This is a genomic window from Xanthobacter sp. (assembly GCF_041911315.1).
Classification (GTDB): Bacteria; Pseudomonadota; Alphaproteobacteria; order Rhizobiales; family Xanthobacteraceae; genus Xanthobacter; species Xanthobacter aminoxidans.
Map to the genome: position 1 here is coordinate 1 of NZ_JAYRPE010000031.1, position 20,843 is coordinate 20,843.

General features: G+C 69.2%; 17 protein-coding genes, 1 tRNA gene and 2 pseudogenes. 10 read left to right on the plus strand and 10 right to left on the minus strand.

Features of this window, described 5'->3' with window-relative positions:
- Positions 1-1,005, plus strand: a 1,005-nt coding sequence (locus ACE3QW_RS10800; RefSeq protein ID WP_374251505.1) for a hydantoinase/oxoprolinase family protein, incomplete at its 5' end; no start/stop codon positions are given.
- A gap of 11 nt (positions 1,006-1,016) precedes the next feature.
- Entirely contained in the window at positions 1,017-2,693 is a 1,677-nt protein-coding gene (locus ACE3QW_RS10805; protein ID WP_374251506.1) for a hydantoinase B/oxoprolinase family protein, read from the plus strand.
- A 117-nt stretch (positions 2,694-2,810) separates the two neighbouring features.
- Here the strand turns inward: ACE3QW_RS10805 and ACE3QW_RS10810 are convergent, their stop codons facing one another.
- Entirely contained in the window at positions 2,811-4,526 is a 1,716-nt protein-coding gene (locus tag ACE3QW_RS10810; RefSeq protein ID WP_374251507.1) for a hydantoinase B/oxoprolinase family protein, read from the minus strand.
- Entirely contained in the window at positions 4,520-6,601 is a 2,082-nt protein-coding gene (locus ACE3QW_RS10815; protein ID WP_374251508.1) for a hydantoinase/oxoprolinase family protein, read from the minus strand. The genes ACE3QW_RS10810 and ACE3QW_RS10815 overlap by 7 nt, the downstream gene beginning before the upstream one ends.
- Before the next feature lie 169 nt (positions 6,602-6,770).
- On the opposite strand from ACE3QW_RS10815, the gene ACE3QW_RS10820 reads away from it, so the two are divergent.
- Together ACE3QW_RS10820 and ACE3QW_RS10825 are read left to right on the plus strand one after the other, a co-directional pair.
- Entirely contained in the window at positions 6,771-7,667 is an 897-nt protein-coding gene (locus ACE3QW_RS10820; RefSeq protein ID WP_374251509.1) for a LysR family transcriptional regulator, read from the plus strand.
- A gap of 29 nt (positions 7,668-7,696) precedes the next feature.
- Positions 7,697-7,947: pseudogene (locus tag ACE3QW_RS10825) on the plus strand (transposase); the annotation flags it as partial.
- A gap of 523 nt (positions 7,948-8,470) precedes the next feature.
- Here ACE3QW_RS10825 and ACE3QW_RS10830 read toward each other — a convergent pair.
- The 4 genes from ACE3QW_RS10830 to ACE3QW_RS10845 all read right to left on the minus strand — a co-directional run bounded on the left by ACE3QW_RS10830 (position 8,471) and on the right by ACE3QW_RS10845 (position 13,233).
- Positions 8,471-8,546 (minus strand) — tRNA-Ala (locus ACE3QW_RS10830).
- A gap of 98 nt (positions 8,547-8,644) precedes the next feature.
- Positions 8,645-11,935 (minus strand): efflux RND transporter permease subunit, encoded by a 3,291-nt coding sequence (locus tag ACE3QW_RS10835; protein ID WP_374251510.1) that lies wholly within the window; start codon positions 11,933-11,935, stop codon positions 8,645-8,647.
- 2 nt (positions 11,936-11,937) lie between these two features.
- Positions 11,938-12,978, minus strand: coding sequence for an efflux RND transporter periplasmic adaptor subunit (locus tag ACE3QW_RS10840; protein WP_374251511.1), 1,041 nt, complete (start codon positions 12,976-12,978; stop codon positions 11,938-11,940).
- Between the two features lie 51 nt (positions 12,979-13,029).
- Positions 13,030-13,233: a DUF2892 domain-containing protein gene (locus ACE3QW_RS10845; protein ID WP_024281123.1), complete on the minus strand. Its 204-nt coding sequence runs from the start codon at positions 13,231-13,233 to the stop codon at positions 13,030-13,032.
- 128 nt (positions 13,234-13,361) lie between these two features.
- On the opposite strand from ACE3QW_RS10845, the gene ACE3QW_RS10850 reads away from it, so the two are divergent.
- The gene (locus tag ACE3QW_RS10850) at positions 13,362-13,655 is read left to right on the plus strand and encodes a helix-turn-helix transcriptional regulator (protein WP_029877678.1); all 294 of its coding nucleotides are present in this window, start codon (positions 13,362-13,364) and stop codon (positions 13,653-13,655) included.
- Positions 13,656-13,934: 279 nt separating this feature from the next.
- Here ACE3QW_RS10850 and ACE3QW_RS10855 read toward each other — a convergent pair whose 3' ends face one another.
- Together ACE3QW_RS10855 and ACE3QW_RS10860 are read right to left on the minus strand one after the other, a co-directional pair.
- The gene (locus ACE3QW_RS10855; protein ID WP_374251512.1) at positions 13,935-14,624 is read right to left on the minus strand and encodes a methyltransferase; all 690 of its coding nucleotides are present in this window, start codon (positions 14,622-14,624) and stop codon (positions 13,935-13,937) included.
- Complete coding sequence (locus tag ACE3QW_RS10860; RefSeq protein ID WP_374251513.1) at positions 14,585-15,004, minus strand: EVE domain-containing protein; 420 nt, start codon at positions 15,002-15,004, stop codon at positions 14,585-14,587. Before ACE3QW_RS10860 ends, ACE3QW_RS10855 begins: the two co-directional genes overlap by 40 nt.
- Before the next feature lie 151 nt (positions 15,005-15,155).
- Between ACE3QW_RS10860 and ACE3QW_RS10865 the strand changes: the two genes are divergently transcribed.
- Complete coding sequence (locus ACE3QW_RS10865; RefSeq protein ID WP_374251514.1) at positions 15,156-15,455, plus strand: antibiotic biosynthesis monooxygenase; 300 nt, start codon at positions 15,156-15,158, stop codon at positions 15,453-15,455.
- Between the two features lie 168 nt (positions 15,456-15,623).
- The gene (locus ACE3QW_RS10870) at positions 15,624-16,373 is read left to right on the plus strand and encodes a YkgJ family cysteine cluster protein (RefSeq protein WP_374251515.1); all 750 of its coding nucleotides are present in this window, start codon (positions 15,624-15,626) and stop codon (positions 16,371-16,373) included.
- A gap of 230 nt (positions 16,374-16,603) precedes the next feature.
- Here ACE3QW_RS10870 and ACE3QW_RS10875 read toward each other — a convergent pair whose 3' ends face one another.
- Both ACE3QW_RS10875 and tsaD read right to left on the minus strand, forming a co-directional pair.
- A complete protein-coding gene (locus ACE3QW_RS10875; protein WP_374251516.1) occupies positions 16,604-17,587 on the minus strand; it encodes an NAD(P)H-dependent glycerol-3-phosphate dehydrogenase in 984 nt (327 codons plus the stop codon).
- Between the two features lie 4 nt (positions 17,588-17,591).
- The gene (gene tsaD / locus ACE3QW_RS10880) at positions 17,592-18,650 is read right to left on the minus strand and encodes a tRNA (adenosine(37)-N6)-threonylcarbamoyltransferase complex transferase subunit TsaD (protein ID WP_250165194.1); all 1,059 of its coding nucleotides are present in this window, start codon (positions 18,648-18,650) and stop codon (positions 17,592-17,594) included.
- A 132-nt stretch (positions 18,651-18,782) separates the two neighbouring features.
- On the opposite strand from tsaD, the gene hemC reads away from it, so the two are divergent.
- The 3 genes and pseudogenes from hemC to ACE3QW_RS10895 all read left to right on the plus strand — a co-directional run.
- Positions 18,783-19,715, plus strand: a complete 933-nt coding sequence (hemC, locus tag ACE3QW_RS10885) for a hydroxymethylbilane synthase (RefSeq protein ID WP_374251518.1) — start codon at positions 18,783-18,785, stop codon at positions 19,713-19,715.
- A gap of 137 nt (positions 19,716-19,852) precedes the next feature.
- The gene (locus tag ACE3QW_RS10890; protein WP_374251517.1) at positions 19,853-20,551 is read left to right on the plus strand and encodes a uroporphyrinogen-III synthase; all 699 of its coding nucleotides are present in this window, start codon (positions 19,853-19,855) and stop codon (positions 20,549-20,551) included.
- 110 nt (positions 20,552-20,661) lie between these two features.
- Positions 20,662-20,843, plus strand: a pseudogene (locus ACE3QW_RS10895) (hypothetical protein); the annotation flags it as partial.

A 20,843-nucleotide genomic window follows, 5' to 3' on the forward strand; every position in this document is an offset into this window, starting at 1 on the left:
CGCAGCGCCGGGGCCGAGCCCGGCCCGGTCGCCTACGGGCGCGGTGGCACCAGCCCCACGGTGACCGACGCCAATCTGGTGTTGGGCTATCTCAACCCGCATGCCTTGGTCAGCGGCGAGCTGAAGCTGGACATGGACGGTGCCCGCGCCGCCATCGCCGCGCTGGGCGAGAGGGTCGGCCTTCCGGCCATCGAGACCGCCTATGGCATCCACGCCATTGCCGACGCGACCATGCTGCGCGCCCTGCGCGGCGTCTCCTCCGAGAAGGGCCGCGATCCGGCGCAATACGCCATGCTGGCCATCGGCGGCAACGGGCCTGTGCATGCCTGCTCGCTGGCTCAGGCGGCGGGCATGACCCACATCGTGGTGCCGCCCGTGGCCGGGCTGTTCAGCGCGCTGGGCATGTTGTTTGCCGACGTGGAGCACCAGTTGGTCCAGGCCTTCTATCGCCGCCTGGACGAGACGGACCTGACGCGCCTGGAGGAGGCCTTTGCGCCCTTGCGCGCCCGTGGCCTGGAGATGCTCCGCGCCGAAGGCTTCGCCACGCCGGATCGGCAGAGCGTCAGCCTGTTCGCGGACCTGCGCTACATGGGCCAGACGACGCCCCTGACCCTGCCGGTGCCGGATGGCGCCGACGCTTTGGAGAAGCTGGCGGCCGCCTTCCATACCGAGCATGCCGGCGTGTTCGGCTATGCTTCGCCGCACGAGCCGATCCAGTTCGTCTCGCTCAAATTGGTGTGCCGTGGCGTGCCCGAGCATCCGCGCATGCCCGACCAGGCCCGGCGCAGCGCCGAGAAGACGGCCACCGCCCATGTGCGTCGTGCTTATTTCGGCCCGGAGGGCTGGTTCGATACACCCGTGGTACCGCGTGCGGCACTGGCCGCCGGCGCCATGTCCGGGCCGCTGATCGTCGAGGAATACGACACCACCATCGTCGTCCTGCCCGGCTGGAGCGCAGCCCTCGACAGCTGGAACAACGTCCTCGTCACACGCAGCGCAGCGTGAGGGAGCCTGACATGACGATCATCGATCCCGTCCGCCGCGAACTCTTGAAGAACGCCCTCATCACCACCGCCGACAACGCGCTGGTGATGGTCACGCGTACGGCGCGCACCTCCAACGTCAAGAACAGCATGGATTTCTCCGCCGCCATCTGCGACGGCCGGGGCCGGCTGGTGGCGCAGGGGCTCGCCGTGCCGGTGCACCTGGGCGTGGTGATGCCGGCGTTGGACGCCTGCCTCGCCCATTTCGGCGAGGATGTGCGCGAAGGCGACGTGCTGGCCAGCAACGATCCCTATTCGGGATGCAGCCACCTCAACGACATCTTCACCTTCAAGCCGGTCTATGTGAAGGGCCGGCGCATCGCCTTCGTGAGCCTGATCCTGCACCATTCGGACCTCGGTGGCCGGGTGCCCGGCGGCAACGCCGCCGACAGCATGGAGATCTTCGAGGAGGGACTGCGCATTCCCCCGCTGAAGATCGTCGAGGCGGGCAAGCCCAACGAGACGCTCATGCGCATCATCGAGTTCAACACCCGCGTGCCGGACCGGGTGATGGGCGACGTGCGGGCGCAGCTCGCCGCCCTCGACCAGGCCGCGGCCGAAGTGGAAAAGCTCGCCGCCACCTGGGATCCGGATGTCCTCGATGCCTATCTGGACGACCTCATCGACTATGCCGAGACGCTTACCCGCGCCGATCTTGCGGCGCTGCCGAACGGTTCCGTGGAGTTCGTGGAGTGGAATGATGACGACGGCGTCGGCAACGGCCCGATCCGCATCCACCTGAAGCTCACCAAGACTGGCAGCGAGATCGAGGCCGACCTCACCGGCACCGACGACGACAAGGGCGGCGCCGTCCATTGCAACCGCGCCTTCACCGTCTCCTGCGTCTATGCCGCCATCCGCACCGTGCTCGGCGCGTCCATTCCCAACAATGCCGGCCTTTACCGCGCCATCACGGTCAAGACCCGGCCGGGCACCTTCGTGGACGTGCGCTATCCCGCGGCGGTGGGCTCACGCGGCCAGGTGGGCTTCCGCCTGCGCTCCATCGTGCTGGGCGCGCTCGCCACCTTGCTGCCGGGCCGCCTGCCGGCCTGCGCCGGCGGCTCGGAATTCGCCATCGCAGCCTCGGGCAACGATGCGGCGGGCCGACGTTTCCTGCATCTGGAGTTCCACAACAACACCGGCCTCGGTGGCGGTCCGGACAGCGATGGCCAGGATGCCGGACCCTACTGCATCGGCAACCTCGCCAATGTGCCGGTGGAACTGATCGAGGCCGAGCATCCTCTGCGCATCGAGGAATATGCCTTCCTCCCCGACACCGGTGGTGCCGGCCAGTATCGCGGCGCTCTGGGCATGGTGCGGCAGTATCGGCTGCTGGTGGACGACGTGCAGGTGCAGGTGCGCTCCGACCGCTTCACCTCCCAGCCCTGGGGCCTGTTCGGAGGGGGACCGGGCGCGGGCGCCAAGTCCATCCTGAACCCCGGCCCGGATGCCCAGCCGCTGCCGTCCAAATTCACCCGCCGGTTCAAGAGCGGCGACGTCCTGCGCTTCGAGATGGCTGGGGCCGGCGGCTACGGCGAGCCGGCCGCCCGCGATGTGGCGCGGATCGCCGAGGATCTGCACCAGGAAAAGCTCACCCCCGAATACGTGCGGAAGACTTATCCCGAAGGGGCTTCCGCGCCGAACGCCTGATGGCCCGAAACGTCAGATCAAAGGCCGTGGCGCCGCATCAGTCGCCGCGGCGTGGCGCCCCTCTTTTGCGAGCTGTGTTGATCCCTTGGCCTGGGTAGGGATGGCGGGGATTGAACATCAGGACGTCCGGTGCAGCGAATCTCTCCGGTCGGGCGGTTCTGGCGCGTCCTCCAGCCCATAGACCGCGCGCGCCGCGGCAGCGCTGACATAACCGAACGCCACATCGCGGCGCACCGCGTCACGATCACGGGAGCGGGGGTCGCCATAGCCGCCGCCACCCGCCGAGGTGCACACGAGGCAGGCCCCCGGCTCCAGCACCACGCCGCTGTCGTGCACGCCCAGACGGTGCTCACTGCTGTTGGCTTGGGCAATACGGTAGTCGTGGCCTGCCCCGTCCGCGCCACCGCCGGTACCGAAGGGCGGCACCAGCACGCCCTCGCCCGAGGCGTTGAGCACCGCCGGCGTGGTGCCATCATAGCGCAGCCGCATCAGCCCGCCGAGGCCGCCGCGCTGCTGCCCGGCGCCGCCGGTGTCGGGCGCCAGGGCATACTCCTCCACCACCAGCGGATAGGAGGCCTCGGTGCGCTCGATGGAGGGCGAGGGCGTGCCGCCGGGATTGTGCAGGCCGCCGAGGTTGGGCCAGCCGTCGTGATCGCGATTGCCGCCGGTGCCGCCCTTGTTGAAGAAATAGTGCCAGATGAAGGGCCGCCCCTGCCGGTCCACACCGGCCAAGGCGAAGCGGAAGCGGCGGGCGAAGCCGCCGATGGCACGCTCCGGATCGGCGCCCCCCAGCGCCTGGAGCACCGCCTCGATGAGCGCGCAGGCGGTGGAGGAGGTGCAGGCCCCCACGGGGGCGGGCAGCACCGGGTCCAGGAGGCTGCCGGGCCGGGTGCGGATCTCGATGCCGCGGGCGCTGCCGTCATTCAGGCCCTGCTCATCGCCGCTGAAATAGAGAAAGGCCACCATCACCGCCGCGCGGGTGTTGGCATAGGGGCTGTTGATGAAGGCCGGTACCTGGTCGGGGCATTGGGTCAGGTCCACCACCGCGCGCCCGTCCTCCAGGGTGACGATGACGGGAATGGGAAGCAGGTGGCCGGGCGCCGGCTCGTATTCCATGCAGCTGCGCCCCTCGTACCGGCCCTGGCGACAGCCGCGCAGCATCTGCCGCATGATCGCCTCGCCGCCGTCCAGCACCGCGCAGACGCAGGCCTCGATTTCCTCGGCGTCATAGCGCCGGAACAGCTCTTCCAGCCGCGCCGCGCCGGCCTTTACGGCCGCGAGCTGCGCCATCAGGTCGCCTTCCAGGTCCTCCGGCCGGCGGGAATTGCTGGCCACCATCCGCAGCACGTCGCGGCGCACGCCGCCGCGCGCCGCCAGCTTTACCGGCGGGATGCGCAGCCCCTCGTGCCAGATCTCGCGGGCGGCGGCGCTGTAGCCGCCCGCCGACAGGCCGCCGATGTCGCCCTGGTGGGCCCTGAGCGCCACCCAGAAGCGCAGCCTTCCGCCCTGGAAGAAGGGCATGGCCAGCGTCACGTCCGGCAGATGGCTGCCGCCCCAGAACGGGTCATTGGCCATCAGGATGTCGCCGTCGGCGAGGTCGTCCTCGAAGGCCTCCGCCATCAGCCGGACCGCCAGCGGCATGGCGCCCATGTGGATGGGTACGCGCTCGGCCTGTGAGACGGTCTGGATGTCGGAGGACAGCAGGACGGCGGAGAAATCCTGATTCTGGTTGAGGATGGGCGAGAAGCACGTATGCGTCATCGTCTCCACCATCTCCTCCGTCACCGCCTTCAGCTTGTGGCGGACCACCGCTAGTGTCAGAGGGTTCAGCATGCCCGGTCTCCCGCGGGGGCGGCGGCGTCGGATAGGCAGAGGCTGCCGGTGGCATCGAGGGTGGCCGTGCTGCCCGGCAACACCAGGACCGAGGTGGCCGCGGAATCGATCAGCGCCGGCCCGGCGATGACCATGCCGCGGCGGATCTCCTCGAACCAATAGACCGGCGCCATCACCGCCGCGCCAATGAAGATGCGGCGTTCCCCGGTGCGTGCCGCCGCGCAGTCCACGCCGCCCGCCGGTGCCGCGTCGAGCACGGGCAGGGCGAGCTTGGGCAGCGTGTTGAACACCGCGACGCGGCAGGTCTCCACGATGCCCGGCTCGCCAGGATGGGTGTGGTGGTAGAGGTCCTCATAGGTCGCGACGAAGCGCCGTTCGAGATCGGCCGCGGTGTCGTCCGGCTCGAGCGGCACCGGGATTGTGTGCACCTGCCGCTCGTAGCGGCAGTCGGCGAAGCGGCGCACATGGATGTCGCCTGCATGGCCGCCCCGACTGCGAGATGTCTCCAGCGCCGCGCGGCCCTCGACTTCCAGGGCGCCGAACACCTGCGCCAGCCGGCCGTCGTGCAGGTCGCGGATGGGCGCGTTGACAGTCTGCTGGAGATCCTGCCGCACGTCCGCCGCCAGGAACCCCAGCGCGGAGAGCACCGAAGCCATGGCCGGGATGATGGCGGTGGGGATCTCCAGCTCGCGCGCGACCGCATTGGCGTGCAGCCCGCCGGCGCCGCCGAACGACATCAGCGCGAAATCGCGCGGGTCCATGCCGCGTCGCACGGTGGCGAGGCGGATCCCCTCGGTGATGCGCGAGGTGGCGAGCACGTGGATGGCATAGGCGGCCTCGTCCACGCCGATGCCCAGCGGGGCCGCGATCTCCTGCGTGATGACCGCCCGCGCCGCCGCCACGTCTAGTCGCATCCGCCCGCCGAGGAAGGTCTCGCCGGAGATGAAGCCGAGCACAAGATTGGCGTCGGTCAGCGTCGCTCGCGTGCCGCCCTTGCCGAAGCAGGCCGGGCCGGGCACGGCGCCGGCGCTCATGGGGCCGATGTCCAGCATGCCCCCGGCATCGATGCGGGCGATGCTGCCGCCGCCGATGCCGAGGGGATTGATCTCGATGGCGGGGGCCGCGATGCGCAGGCCCGCCAGCTCGGCGCGGTTGCGCTCCACCGGGACACCGTCCTGGATGATGCAGATGTCGGTGCTGGTGCCCCCGGTGTCATAGGTCACCAGTTGCGGCAGGCCGAGGGCGCGGGCATAGAGTGCGCCGGCCATGGCGCCGCCCGCCGGGCCGCTGGTCACCGCCCCCACCGCCCGCGTGCCGGCCTCGGCGACCGGCAGCACACCGCCGTTGGACTGCATCACCTGCACCGGCACGGTGATGCCGCGCTCGGTCAGCCGCCCGAACAGGCGGTTCAGATAGGTCTTGAGGCCGGGGCCCACATAGCCGTTCACCACCGCCGTGGAGAGCCGGTCATATTCGCCCTCCCGCCCGAGGATCTCGTGGCCCAGCGAGATGAAGGGCTCCCAGCCGGTGGCGGCGATGGCCGCGCGCACCGCCTGCTCGTGCGCGGGCCGGCGGTGGGCATGGAGGAAGCAGACGACGACCCCGTCCACACCGGCCGCGCGTAGGGTGGCGATGGCCGCGTCCAGGCTCTCGGGGTCGAGCGGCAGCACGGCTGTGCCGTCCGGCGCGACGCGCTCGCGCACCTCCAGCCGCAACGGCCGGGGAATGACCGGCGTGGGCGGGGCGGTGCGCAGCGCATAGCGGTTGTCGCGCGCCCCCTCCCGCAGCTCCAGTAGGTCGCGAAAGCCCTGGGTGGTAATGAGCCCGAGGCGCGCACCGCGCCGCTCCACCAGGATGTTGGTGGCCACCGTGGTGCCATGGATGAACAGCTCGATGCCCGGCAGGAGGGTATCCAGCGTCAGTTCCAGTTCGTCTGCCAGCAGTTTCAGCGCGTCCAGCACGCCGCGCGAGGGATCGTCCGGCGTCGAGGGCGTCTTGACGAAGCGCAGGCCCCTCAGCGGGTCGGCCGCCACGAGGTCCGTGAAGGTTCCGCCCACGTCGACCCCGATCATCATGAGCAGGCTATCCGGTCGCCAGCCATCCAACGCATGCGCCTGAAACTCCCGTTCTGATGTCGTGGGACAATCTGCAGGCGGCGGGATCGATCTCACAATTGCAATCTGATATCGATCATGATGCCGAAGTGAGATACCTTTCAGCAGCTCCCAGCCCGAGCGCCCGCCCATGAACCTCACGTCGCTCCGCTATTTCGTCGCCGTGGTGGAGGCCGGCTCCATGCGCGAGGCTGCCGAAGGGCTGCATGTGGCGCAGTCCGCGCTCAGCCGGCAGATCCAGAACCTGGAGCAGGCGTTCGGCGCGCCGCTGCTGTCGCGCCTGCCGCGCGGCATCGCCCCCACCATGGCCGGGCGCGTGCTGCTGCGGCATGCGCGGGACACCCTCTCCGCCGTCGCCATGGCCCATGACGAGATCGCCGCCTTGCAGGGGCTGCGTCGGGGCGAAATCCGCATCGCCACCATCGATCCGCTGGCGGAGGACATCCTGCCTGGCCTCATCACCCGCTTCCAGGCCCGCCACGCGGACATCTCCTTCGATGTCCGCGTCGGCAATACCCGCCAGGTGCAGGGGCTGGTGCGTGAAGGGCTGGCGGAAATCGGCATCGGCTATAACCCGCCGCCCGACCTGGACCTCGCCGTGCTCACCGCCGTGGACCAGCCGCTGACGGCTTTCGTCGCGCCGGACCATCCGCTCGCCGCGCATGCCGCCATCGCGCTGGAGGCGCTGGAGGGCTGCCGGCTCATCCTGCCGCCCGCCCGCTCGCCGACGCGGCGACTGATCGACGAGGCCATGCGGCGCCAGGGCGTCACCGCGCGGGTGACGGTGGAGAGCGATTCCGTGGCGCTGCGCCTGAACACTGCCGCGCGCACGCAGGCGGTGGCGCTGCTGGCGGAACTGTCCGGCCGCACCGCGGTGGCGCAGGGCCGGCTGGCGGGCGTGCCCATTGCCGACCCGGCCGTGGAGAACGGCAGCATCCAGATCTTCGCCCTCAAGGCGCGCCAGCGCTCCCGCGCCGTCACCGCCTTCCTGCGCGGCCTCCAGATGGCCATCCGCCACGCACGGTGAACATCGGCGGCACCGTAAGGCGAGGAACCTATGCGAGGGGCGTCACGCTCGATTTCTTCCGGCGAGGAAAGCTCACCGACAACGCATTCATCGATCCCTTCAATGGGCGTTTCCGGGGTGAATGCCTGAACGCCCACTGGCTTCTGACGCTTGCCGACGCGGCGGAAAAGATGGAGGCTTAGCTCAGAGACTACGACGAGGATCGGCTGCGTGGGGCCGCCGGCCATAACCCTCCGATCATGTTGCAGAACTCCGGCGGCGCCCCAGCCCACCGCCGTGACCAAGGCCGGAAAATCCAACTTCCAGCGGTCCAACGAATGGTCCCGGATCACCTTGGCGGGACAAACAATGGTGTGGAATTTATTTCGCGGCTTAAGGCAGGTTTTCACGGGTCGTGTAGTCAAGAAAATTGACGTCACAATCGGTGGTGGAGGCGTAACAATTTCGCTCCGCCTTAAGGAAGGACGTGACAGAGATTTATACGTCGTTCTCGTGCGGAACGCTGGGAATTATCTCAGCTATGACCCAATGGAACTGGCCGAGTTTGAAACACTTTTCAGTGCCATGCAGGAAATTCGAATCGCTGCGACGAGATCACCAGACTTGGCTATCCGCTCCAACCGTCCGTAGCTCGCTGGCCGACACAATCTGCCGTCCCGCTCGATCCCGCCCATTTCCAGCAAATCCCGATTGTGTCTACCGGGGACCACCACGAGCGAATGCAGGTGCTGGAGCAGATGCCAGGGCACGATTTCTCGCGACCGGGATTTTTTATTGTATTTCAGGTGTTTATGAAATTTTGTTGGTGGAGCCGAGGGGAATCGAACCCCTGACCTCTGCAGTGCGATTGCAGCGCTCTCCCATCTGAGCTACGGCCCCGAACCGTGGGAGGCGCCATTTATGATTTGGGGCCCCATGCTGTCAAGCGGGGAAAATCCCGGTGAGGACGGGATTTTCCGGCTGTCCACCGTTCCGCGTCACGTCCCTTGCGGTCCGGCCGTGCGCTGGCCTCTCAGCACCACGTAGATGGCCGGGATGACCAGCACGGTCAACGCCGTGGACGAGGCGAGGCCGAACAGCAGGGAGATGGCGAGGCCCTGGAAGATCGGGTCCGTCAGGATCACCGCTGCGCCGATCATCGCCGCCAAAGCGGTCAGGAGGATGGGCTTGAACCTTATAGCTCCGGCCTCCAGCAACACTTCCTCGAGCGGACGGCCGGGTGTGCGGGCGTGGCGGATGAAGTCCACCAGCAGGATGGAGTTGCGCACGATGATGCCGGCCAGGGCGATGAAGCCGATCATGGAAGTGGCCGAGAAGGGCGCGCCGAACAGCCAGTGGCCGGTCATGATTCCTATGAATGTCAATGGGATAGGCGTCAGGATGACAAGCGGCAGCTTGAACGAGCCGAACTGCGCCACCACCAGGATGTAGATGCCGAGGATGGCGACGATGAAGGCCCCGCCCATGTCGCGGAACGTCACCCACGTCACCTCCCATTCGCCGTCCCACAGGAGGGTCGGCTTCGCCTCGTCGGAGGGCTGGCCGTGGAGGGCGATGACAGGCTTGGGCAAGCCGCCGAAATCCATGTTTTCCAAGGCCTTGGACACAGCCATCATGCCATAGACGGGAGCCTCGTAGGCGCCGGCGAGGTCGGCCGTGACCATCTCGGCGGGGCGGCCGTTGTGGCGGAAGATGGGGAAGGAGGCGGGTTCGCGGACGACGCGGACCACGTCGCCAAGTTCCACCACCCCGCGCCCGCCGGGCAGGGCGTTGGCAGGCACGGGCGTCGCCAGGGTGCGTTCGTCTACAGCCTTGTTTCCCTTTGACATTTCGAGCCGGATTGGGATCGGCGCCCGGCCGCCGCCGCGGTGGGAATAGCCCAGGGTGCCGCCGGCGAAGATACCGCGGATGGCGTCGTACACATCCCCTTGTTCCACCTTGTAGAATTCGAGGTTGTCCTGGTCGATGGCCAGGCGGACGCGCTCCCCGGGGGTGCCGAAGCTGTCGTCTACGTCCACGATAAAGGGAACACTTTCAAAGGCTTGGCGCACCTTTCGGGCGACCGCGCGGCGGGTGTCCGGGTCGGGGCCGTAGATCTCGGCGAGGAGGGTCGCGAGCACCGGCGGACCCGGCGGCGGCTCCACCACCTTGAGCGATGAGCCCGGCGGAAGTGCGATTGATTTCAATCGGTTACGGACGTCGAGCGCAATCTCGTGGCTGGTGCGGGCGCGCTCGCCCTTCTCCTTCAGGTTGATCTGGATGTCGCCCTGCTTGGGGGCGGCCCGGAGGCCGTAGTGGCGCACCAAGCCGTTGAAATTGAAGGGCGCGGCGGTGCCGGCATGGGTCTGGAAGGAAACCGACTCCGGCAGGTCTGAAAGCGCGTTCACCATGGCATTCAGGGTGGAATCGGTGCGTTCCACAGGGGTGTCAGTTGGCATGTCCAGAATGACGGCCAGTTCGGTCTTGTTGTCGAACGGAAGCAGCTTCACCGTCACCGCGTGGGTGTAGAAGAGGCTGAGGGAGGCGAGGGTCGCCACCCCCACGGTGGCGAGGAAGGCGCCCGAGCGGGCGCGGGAGGCGAGGATGGGGCGGGCCACCCTGACATAGAAGCGTCCCAGCCGGCCGCCGTCGGCAGCTTCGCCATGGTCGCCGCCATGGGTGCCGCCATCACCGTGCCCCGCCCGGCCGGCGATCCTGAGCATCAGCCAGGGGGTGAGGACGACGGCGACGAAGAAGGAGAAGACCATCGCCGCCGAGGCGTTGGCCGGGATGGGGCTCATGTAGGGGCCCATCATGCCGGAGACGAACAGCATGGGCAGCAGCGCCGCCACCACGGTCAGCGTGGCGACGATGGTGGGATTGCCCACCTCGGCCACCGCGTCGATGGCGCCCTGCGCGCGGGAACGCCCGTCCTTCATGGCCCAGTGGCGGGCGATGTTCTCGATGACGACGATGGCGTCGTCCACCAGGATGCCGATGGAGAAGATGAGCGCGAACAGGCTCACGCGGTTCAGCGTGTAGCCCATGAGGCGGGCGGCGAAGAGGGTGAGCAGGATGGTGGTGGGGATGACCACCGCCACCACCAGCGCCTCGCGCCAGCCGATGGCGAAGCCCACCAGCACGACGATGGAGACGGTGGCGAGGCCGAGATGCAGCAGCAGCTCGTTGGCCTTCTCGTTGGCGCTCTCGCCGTAATTGCGGGTGACCTTCACCTCCACGTCGGCGGGGAGGGTGGAGCCGTTTGCGGCCTTGATCTGGTTGAGCACCTCCTCGGCGATGACCACCGCATTGGTGCCGGGGCGCTTGGCGATGGCGAGCGACACCGCCGGGCGCCGGGTGAGGCCATCCGGCCCCTTCTCGATATGGGTGACGTAGTGCTCGGCCGGCTGGGTGGCGAGGGTCACATTGGCCACGTCGCGCACATAGACAGGGCGCCCATCGCGGGAGGTGAGGAGGATGCCGCCGATCTCGGAGGGGGTTTGCAGGGTCTGGCCGGCAACGAGGGTGCGCTGGCCATTGGCCTCGCGCACGGTGCCGGTGTTGAAGGTGCGGTTGGCGCCTTCGAGCTTGCCCTGCAACTGGGCAAGCGTGATGCCGTAGAGGGAGAGGCGCTCGGGATCGGGCGCGACGCGTATTTCCTCCGGCTGCTCGCCCACGATGTAGGTGAGGCCGATATCGGGCAGCTTGGAGATGTCGGCCTGAAGCTCCCGCGCCACGCGGGTGAGGTCGTTGGCGGTCCAGCGGCTCGCGGCCTCGGGCTTGGGCACGAGGGTGAGCACGAGGATGGCCACGTCGTCGATGGAGCGGCCGACGATCAGCGGCTCGGTGATGCCCACCGGGATGCGGTCGAGATTGGCGCGCACCTTCTCGTGCACGCGCAGGATGGCGGCATCCGGGCTGGTGCCGGTGAGGAAGCGCGCGGTGACGACCACGCCGTCGTCCTCGGTCTGCGAATAGACGTGCTCCACCCCGTCGATGGCCTTGACGATGGTTTCCAGCGGCTCGGTGACGAGCTTCACCGCATCCTCGGCCTTCAGCCCCTGGGCCGAGACGCGGATGTCCACCATGGGCACGGAAATCTGCGGCTCCTCCTCGCGCGGCAAAGTGACGAGCGCGATGAGGCCGAAGGCGAAGGCCGCGAGCAGCAGCAGCGGGGTGAGGGGGGAGGCGATGAAGGTGCGCGTCAGCACGCCGGCGATGCCGAGGGGGCGGGTCTCGCCCGAATGGGTCTCGCCCGAATGGGGCACGCCGTGGGAGGTCTCGCTCATGGTCAGCGCCCCGCCGCGGAGATCACGTCCCCGTCCTTGAGGCCGGTGAGAATTTCCACCCGTTCGCCATCATCGCCGGCAAACCGCTCGCCGAGAATGACGGGCACGTCGAGCGGCCCGTCTGTGGTGGCCAGCGTCACATAATCGATGCCGTGCTGGGTCCGGATGAGGGCGGCCGGAACCGCCAGCACCGCGCGCTTGCCGATCTCCACCCACACCAGCGTGCGCTCGTTGACGAAGTAGTTGCCGAGGTCGTTCACCTCCACGTCGGCCATGACGCGGCCGGCGGAAATCTCCGGATAGACCTTCACGATGCGGCCCGGCCGGGCGGTGGCGGGAGAGCCGGCCTTGTCCTGCGAAATGCCGCGCTCGCCGATGCGCACCGTGCCGCCCTCGCGGATGGAGGCGGCGTGACGCTCCGGCAAGGAGAGCCTGAGGTAATAGGGGCCCGAGGCGACTCGGGCGATCTCGTCGCCGGCCAGCACCACGCTGCCGGGCGTCACCGGAACGGTGAGGACGCGGCCATCGGCGGGCGCGATCACGGCGCCCTCGCGGGCACGCTGGAGCACCACCGCGCGGTCGGCCTGCGAGGCCGTGACCTGGTTGGTGGCGACATCGAACTGGGTCTTTGCCGTATCGAGCCGCGCCTGGCTGGCGACGCCGCGGGCGACGAGCTGCTGGGCGCGATCCAGTTCGATCTTCGCATTGTCGAGCTGGGAGGTCAGCTCCTTGATCCTGGCGTCGGCGGCATTGAGAGAGAGGGCGTTCTTGTCGTCCACCACGAGGGCGATCTCGTCGCCCTCCTTCACGCTGTCGCCCTCGGAGACGGAGACGGCACGCACGGTGCCGCCGATGCGGGCGCGGGCGGGCACCACGGTGCGGCTCTTGACCTCGCCGAAGACGCCCTTCAGCTCCGGCACCTCCACATTGCGCACGGTGAAATCGGCGGCGCGGGCGGTGCCGGGGAAGGCGCCATACGCAGGCAAAAGGGCAGCCATCGCCACCGCGAAGGCCGCGGCGGGCGGGATGAAGCGCAGGGACATGGTGGCTCTCTCTGCCCGGCCTCGCGCCGGGCGGGGGTCAGAAACGGGAGTTCAGGTGAAGGCGACGCCGGGCTTCACGCCCAGCTTCTTCAAGAGGATGGCCGCCGGGCAGAAGCCGGTGACGGACGCCTGCATCAGGTTCGCGCCCACGAAGGCGGTGAGCCAGAAGAAATAGGGCGACACGGTGAGGCCGAGGCCGAGCGAGGCCAGCACCATGAAACCCGCAAACATCATGACGATGCGATCGACAGACATTATCCTGCTCCCGAGATCCTGCTTCGTTGAGGCGCTCTTTCGGGCGTTCCTTCCGTGCGGGGCGTCCCGCGTTGCCATTGCATCTAACATTCGATTATCATAAATTCAAGACTATGAATGTTGTCGAGATGATCCCCGCTTCGGAGCGGGCCGCCGAACTGATGCGCAGCCTGTCCCACCCGCAGCGCCTGCTGGTTCTGTGCGCGCTGGTGGACGGCGAGAAATCCGTCGCGCAGTTGCGCGACGAACTCGCCATCGAGCAGGTGCCCATGTCGCAGCAACTCATGCGCCTGCGCTCGGATGGGCTGGTCGAGGCACGCCGCGAAGGCACCAGCGTGTTCTATCGCATCGCGCGCGAGGAGGTGCTGGCAGTGATCGCCGCCCTTCACAAGGCGTTCTGCCCGAACCGGGTGGAGTGCTGAGGGGAGAGCGCGGCGCGGACCGGATGCGCCTTTGTTGCCCCCCGTACGATTGGGGCCTCCGCCTGTCCCGGGAACCACTCCCGCGCCCCGGACGCATGGAGCGTCAGCGGAATGGTTCCACAGAGGCCGTCATGGCCGGGCTTGTCCCGGCCATCCACGTGGAGCGGCTAGGGACGGCTGTCCAGCGAATGTACCATCGGCCCGACGTGGATGCCCGGCACAAGGCCGGGCATGACGAGGGAGTTGCGGCGAGGCTCCGTCGAGCACGCCAGACAGGCCTTAAGCCGGCCGCCACACCGCCGTGCGCTTGATCTCCATATCCTCCAGCTCCCGCGTCACCGGAACCGAGTATTCCGCGAGCTTTACCAGCCGGTCCTTGGGCAGATAGGTGCGGCCGGGGTCGCCGATGAGCACGGAGGCGCCGCGCGCGGCGAGGGCGAGGAGCCAGGCGAACACCTTCTCCGAAAGATCGCGCTCATAGGCGATGTCGCCGGCGAGCACCGTGTCCCAGCCGTCATCCCGCCCGATGAGGTCGTCCTGCACGGGGGAGAGGGCGACGCCGTTCGCCGCCCCATTGAGGGCGATGGCCGCCACCGCGAAGGGGTCGATGTCGGCGCACGTCACCGAGGTCGCCCCCGCCTTCATGGCGGCGATGCCCACGAGCCCGGAGCCGGAGGCGAAATCCAGCACGCGCTTGCCGCGCACCGTCTCGGGATGGTCCAGCACATGCCGGGCGAGGGCCTGCCCGCCGGCCCAGGCGAAGGCCCAGAAGGGCGGCGGCAGGCCGAGTTCGCCCAGCTCCTCCTCCGTGCGATGCCAGATGGGCACCGCTTCGTCGGCCACATGCAGCGAGACCTCCGGCACCAGCGGCACCGGGCGCAGGCGCGTCTCGGCGCGGATGAAGGCGTTCGGGTCGGTGATGGGGCGGCTCACCCCTTGATGCCGCCCATGGCGCAGACGAGGGCCCATTCCTCGTCCGTCACCGGCTGCACCGAGAGGCGGGAGAATTTCATCAGCGCCATTTCGGCAAGGCGCGGCTCGGCCTTCACGGCGGCGAGGGTGACGGGGGTCTTCAGCGGCTTCACCGCCTTGATGTCCACCATCACGAACTTGCCGGTGGGGTCGGAGGGGTCCGGGTAGGCCTCCTTGATCACCTCGACGATGCCGACGATCTCCTTGCCCTCGTTGGAATGGTAGAAGAAGCCGGTGTCGCCGATCTTCATGGCGAGCATCTGCTGCTTGGCGAGGTGGTTGCGCACCCCGTCCCAGTGGGTGCCCTTGGCCCCCGCCTTCACCTGCATCTCCCAGGACCATTTGAAGGGTTCGGACTTGTAGAGCCAGTGGGCCATGGCAATGCTCGCGTTCGCAATCGATGGTTCGGATGTGCCGCGTCCCGCCTTGCTTGGCAAGGCATGATGGCAAGGATTGCGTGTTGCGGCCGAGGCCTTAATGTCCGCCGCCGGCGGCGCGGACGGGCGCCGCACCACGAGGAAACGCACCATGGTCTATGAGATTGCCACGCTCGACATCAAGGAAGGGTCCGAAGCCGCCTTCGAGGCGGCGGTGAAGGAGGCGGCGCCCTATTTCCAGAAGTCGCGCGGCTGCCGCGGGATGGCGCTGGAGCGCTGCGTGGAGACGCCCTCGCGCTATTACCTCGTGGTCACATGGGACAGCGTGGAAGACCACATGGTCCACTTCCGCAATTCGCCCGAATTCCAGGAATGGCGCCGCCTCGCCGGCCCCCACTTCGCCAATCCGCCGTCGGTGGAGCACACCAGCGTGACGGCCACCTACTTCTGATCGCGGTCCCGCCCCCTCCGGCAGGGGGCGGGCCCCTACGCAGTTTCCCGGACTTGATGGCTATTCCCGATCGTACATAGCTTGTTCCATCTCAATGCTCCGGCGCACGCCCTTTGCCAACGTGCCGGATCGCCCGTTTGGGGCGCGACGCATTTTTGGAGGCTTGCCGTGGCGATCGCTTCCGGGACGGACCCCGCGTCCGATGGTCCTGCCGCCTTTTTCCGTGCCCAGCATGCCGCCTTCGGCGCGACCCTGGGCGCCCATGCGGGCTCGGCCGAGATCGTCGACCGCATCTGGATGCAGGCCTTCTCCAGCTACGAGCACAATGTGACCGAGCAGACGAAGGATCTGCCGCCGCTCGCCTGCCACAAGGGCTGCGGCACCTGCTGCCGCATCCAGGTGGCGGCGACCATGCCCGAGGTGCTGATGGTGGCGCGCTATGTCCGCGCCATGGCCGAGGGCTTCCGCAAGGTGGGCATCGACCTTCCCGCCCGCCTCGCCGCCGCGCAGGCCACCGCGCCCGCCGCCTCCGGCACCATGGCGCTGGGCGGGGAATGCCCGTTCCTCGCCGAGGGCATCTGCGTGATCTATCCGGTGCGCCCGCTGGCCTGCCGCGGCCACGTCTCCTTCGATGCCGAGGCCTGCATCGCCGCGCTGGAGGGGGAGGCGGACGAGGTGCCGGTCTCCGAGAGCCACCGCACGGTGCGGGCGCTGGTGCAGGGGGCGCTGCAATCGGCCCTGCGCGATGCCGGCAAGCCGTGGGCGCTCTACGACCTGCTCGGCGCCCTGCGCATCGCCCTCGCCCACCCCGACGCCGAGGCCGCCTTCCGCGCTGGCGAGGATGTGCTCGACCCCGCCATCATCGCTCATGTGAGCCGCGAGGAGATGGGCCGCACCTTCGACCGGCTGAAATCCTGAAGCCCGCGCGGCGCCTTTCCCATGTGCCATCATCGCCCGCCCTGTGCGGGCGATCCACCGAGCCGCCAGAAGAGTGCCCGGACTTCTGCGAGCCGACGCGCGGATGGGTGGATCCCCCGGACGAGCCGGGGGATGACGCTTGTGAAAGGGGCGATGACTGCGTGAACACCGAGCCGTGGGATGACGGCTGTGAGAGGCGGCACGGGCTCCGGCCTCCCCCCCCTCTTCGCTCACTCCGCCCTTTGCGGCCGGGCCATCAGCGCCTCGATGGCGCCGTCGATGCCGAGGCGGCCGGCGAGCACCGCGTCCACGGCGGCGCTGACGGGAACATCCACGCCCTTGGCCGCCGCCATCTCCACCAGCACGCTGGCGGTGAAGGCGCCTTCCGCCAGCTTTCCCGCCACCGCCTCCCCCGCACCCAGCGCGCGGCCGAAGGCGAAGTTGCGCGATTGCGGGCCGGAGGTGGTGAGGATCAGGTCGCCGAGGCCGGAGAGGCCGGTAATCGTCTCCGGCCGCGCGCCATAGGCGGCGCCGAAGCGCATGAGTTCGGCGAAGCCCCGCGCCACCAGGGCCGCGGCGGCGCTCGCCCCCAGCCTGCGGCCGGCGACGATGCCGGCGGCAATGGCCAGCACATTCTTCGCCGCCCCGCCGATCTCGGCGCCGCGCACGTCGGTGGAGTGATAGAGCCGGAGCGTGGAAGAGCCCAGCGCCTGCGCAAGGTCCTTCGCCAGCGCGCCGTCGCCCGCCGCCAGCGTCACCGCCGTGGGCAGGCCCGCCGCCACGTCGGTGGCGAAGCTGGGGCCGGAGAGCACGGCGGGGCGGGCGCCGGGCAGGGCCTCGGCGATCACCTCGCTCATGAAGGCGCGGGTGCCGCGCTCGATGCCCTTGGCGCAGCAGATGACGGGCAGTCCCGCCGGCACGCGGGAGCCGAGATGCCCCAGCGCCTCCCGGCAGGCCTGCGCCGGCACCACCAGCAGCACGGCGTCGCAATCGGCGATCAAATCGAGGTCGGAGACGGGGGAGACGGCGGGATCAAGCGCGATGCCCGGCAAATCGGCCCGGTTCTCGCGGGCCGCCACCATGTCGGCCATGGCCCCGGCGTCGCGTCCCCACAGCACCACCTCGCGGCCGGCGCGGGCGGCGGCATTGGCGAGGGCGGTGCCCCAGGCACCCGCGCCCATCACGCCGATGCGGCGAAAGCTGGAACCCGACACCGTTTCAGGCCCGCGCGGTGGCGGAGGCGGCGGCCGCCGGATCGAGCGGCCAGCGGGCGCGCGGGCTCACGTCGAGCCGGTCGCGGATGCCACGGGCGAGCCGCTCGGCCCCGGCCCAGGCGATCATGGCGCCGTTGTCGGTGCACAGCACCGGCGCCGGCATGGCGAAGCGGGTGTTCAGCTCCGCCGCCACCTTGGCGAGGCTTTCGCGGATCATGCCGTTGGCGGCGACGCCACCGGCCACCACCAAAGCGGTGGGGCCGCGCCCCAGCCGGTCGCGGAAGGCGCGGGCGCCGGCGCGCACGCGGTCGGCGATGAGGTCCACCACCGCCGCCTGGAAGCTGGCGCACAGATCCGCCACGTCCTCGTCGGAGAGGGGGGCGAGGCGGTCCGCCTCCAGCCGCACCGCGGTCTTGAGGCCGGAAAGGGAGAAATCGGGCTCGCGCCGCCCCATGAGTGGGCGCGGGAAGGCGAAGCGGGCGGAATAGCCGTGCTTGGCCTGCTCCTCCACCTGCGGGCCGCCCGGATAGGGCAGGCTCAGCATCTTCGCCACCTTGTCGAAGGCTTCGCCCACCGCATCGTCCAAAGTGGTGCCAAGGCGGGTGTATTTGCCCACATCCTCGATGGCGAGAAGCTGGGTGTGCCCGCCGGAGACGAGGAGCAGCAGGTAGGGGAAGGCGACGCCATCGGTGAGGCGGGCGGTGAGGGCGTGGGCTTCCAGATGGTTCACCGCCACCAGCGGCTTCTTCGCCGCGAGCGCGATGGCCTTGGCGGTGGTGAGGCCGACGATGACCCCGCCGATGAGGCCCGGGCCGGCCGCCGCCGCGATGCCGGACAGCTCGGAATAATCCACGTTCGCCTGCCGCATGGCCTCGGCGATCACATGGTCCAGCACCTCCACATGGGCGCGCGCCGCGATCTCCGGCACCACGCCGCCATAGGGCGAATGGATTTCCACCTGCGAGCGGATGACGTTGGAGCGGATGTCCGACGCGCCCGAGGGCGAGCGCGTCACCACCGCGGCCGACGTCTCGTCGCACGTGGTCTCGATGCCGAGCACCATGAGATCGGGCAAACTCACATCCTCCCAGGCTATTGCGCGCCGCCATTGCGCTGCGCCGCAACGCCGCCTATCCCGTTTCGAATCCCTCGCGCATTCTACGCATCCCTGAACGAGAATACGAAATTGGAAGAAATGTCCGGCGGAAAATCCCCTGTTCTGCGCATCGGCACCCGTGGCAGCCCGCTTGCTTTGTGGCAGGCCCATGCGGTGCAGGCGGCCCTGGCTGAGGCGCTGAACGTCGCGCCCGCCGAGGTCGCCGTCGAGGTCATCCGCACCACCGGCGACCAGATCCAGGACCGGGCATTGTCCGAGGCCGGCGGCAAGGGGCTCTTCACCAAGGAGCTGGAGGAAGCGCTGCTGGACGGCCGCGTGGACCTCGCCGTGCATTCCGCCAAGGACGTGGCCACCTACCTGCCCGAGGGCCTGCACCTCGCCGGCTACCTGCCGCGCGCCGACGTGCGCGATGCGCTGATCCTGAAATCCGGCGCCGGCCTCGCCGATCTGCCGGCCGGCGCGCGGGTCGGCACGGCCTCGCTCCGGCGGGAGGCGCAATTGCGGCGCCTGCGGCCGGACCTCAAGGTCGAATTGCTGCGCGGCAACGTCCACACCCGCCTCGCGCGGGTGCGGGACGGGGATTTCGACGGCACGCTTCTCGCCCTCGCCGGCCTCACCCGGCTCGGCCTCGCCGAGGCGGCGAGCGCGGTGCTGGCGACATCGGAATTCCTGCCGGCGGTGGGGCAGGGGGCCGTGGCCATCGAATGCCGCGTGCATGACCCCGCCACCAACGCCGCCATCGCCGCCATCGCCTGCCGCGACACCGGCATCGCGCTGGCCGCCGAGCGCGCGTTCCTGACCGCGCTTGATGGCTCCTGCCGCACCCCCATCGCCGGCCTTGCCCGGGTGGAGGGCGACCAGGTGCGCCTCTCCGGCCTCGTCATGACGCCCGATGGCTCGGACGCGGCGGAAGCCTCCGGCGCGGCACCCATTGCCGATGCAGCCGCGCTGGGCACCGCGCTGGGCACCGAGCTGCGCGTCAGCGCCCCGGCCAAAGCGCTGGGATTGTGAGTTTCCGGCGCGGTCCTTTCGGTCGCGCCTTAGTTCGGGTTTCGGGCGCGGCTTCCGCCGCGTCCGGTGTTTTCGGCGCGGCAGGTGTCGCGTCGGCCGTTGTTCTGCCCCGTTCTTCCGCTCGATTGATTCTTCAGATGCATGTTCTCGTCACAAGGCCGCTGCCCGCGGCGAACCAGACCGCCAAGCGTCTTAAGGCGCTGGGGCATGATGTGACCGTCGATCCCATGCTGCGGATCGCCCCCACCACGACACCATTGCCGGACCGCCCGTTCGATGCGGTGGCCTTTACCTCCATCAACGGGGTGACGGCCTTCGCCGCCCACCCGGACGGCAAGCGCTTCCTGCATCTGCCGGCCTTCGCGGTGGGGCCGCGCACGGCCAAGGAGGCCCGCGCCATCGGCTTTGCCCAGGTGACGGATTGCGACGGCGACGCCTCGGCGCTGGCCGGGCGCATCGCGGCGGTGCTCCCGTCCGGCGCGCGGGTGCTGAACCCGGCGGGGGAGGACCGCGCCGCCGATCTCGCCGGCCTGCTCGCCGCCCCCGGCATCTCGCTGGACCTCGCCATCGTCTATGCCGCCGAACCGGCCGATGCGTTGAGCGAGGAGGCCCGTGCGGCGCTGGCGAGCGGAACCGTTAAGGCCGCGCTGCACTTCTCCCAGCGGACGGTGAAGACGCTGCTCAGGTGCGTCGAAGGCGCGGGGCTTAACGACGCGTTGACCGGTGTGAGGGAACTGTGCCTTTCCGAGCAGGTGGCCGAGCCGTTCGTTCGCAAGGGTCTGGCGGTGGAGGTCGCCGCCGCACCCAATGAGGACGCGCTGTTCGCGCTGCTGTGACGCGGCTGTGAGGGACGGGGGCGGGCGCCGCGGTTGCGGCCCGGCCCCGGCCGGTCTATCCCGGTCCCGAAGACGGGTCCGAACCCAATAGGGAGGCACGAGCGACGCCGATGGCCACCAATACGCCGGCGAGCGACGATCCGAAGGCGGAGAACTTCTCCTCCCGACCGCCCCGCACCCCGCCCACGCTCGATCTGAAGGCGCAGGAAATCGCGTCCGAGCCCAAGCCGGCCGCTCCGGCCGCCCAGAAGCCCGCGGCCGCTCCGGCGGCCCAGAAGCCCGCGGCCGGCGC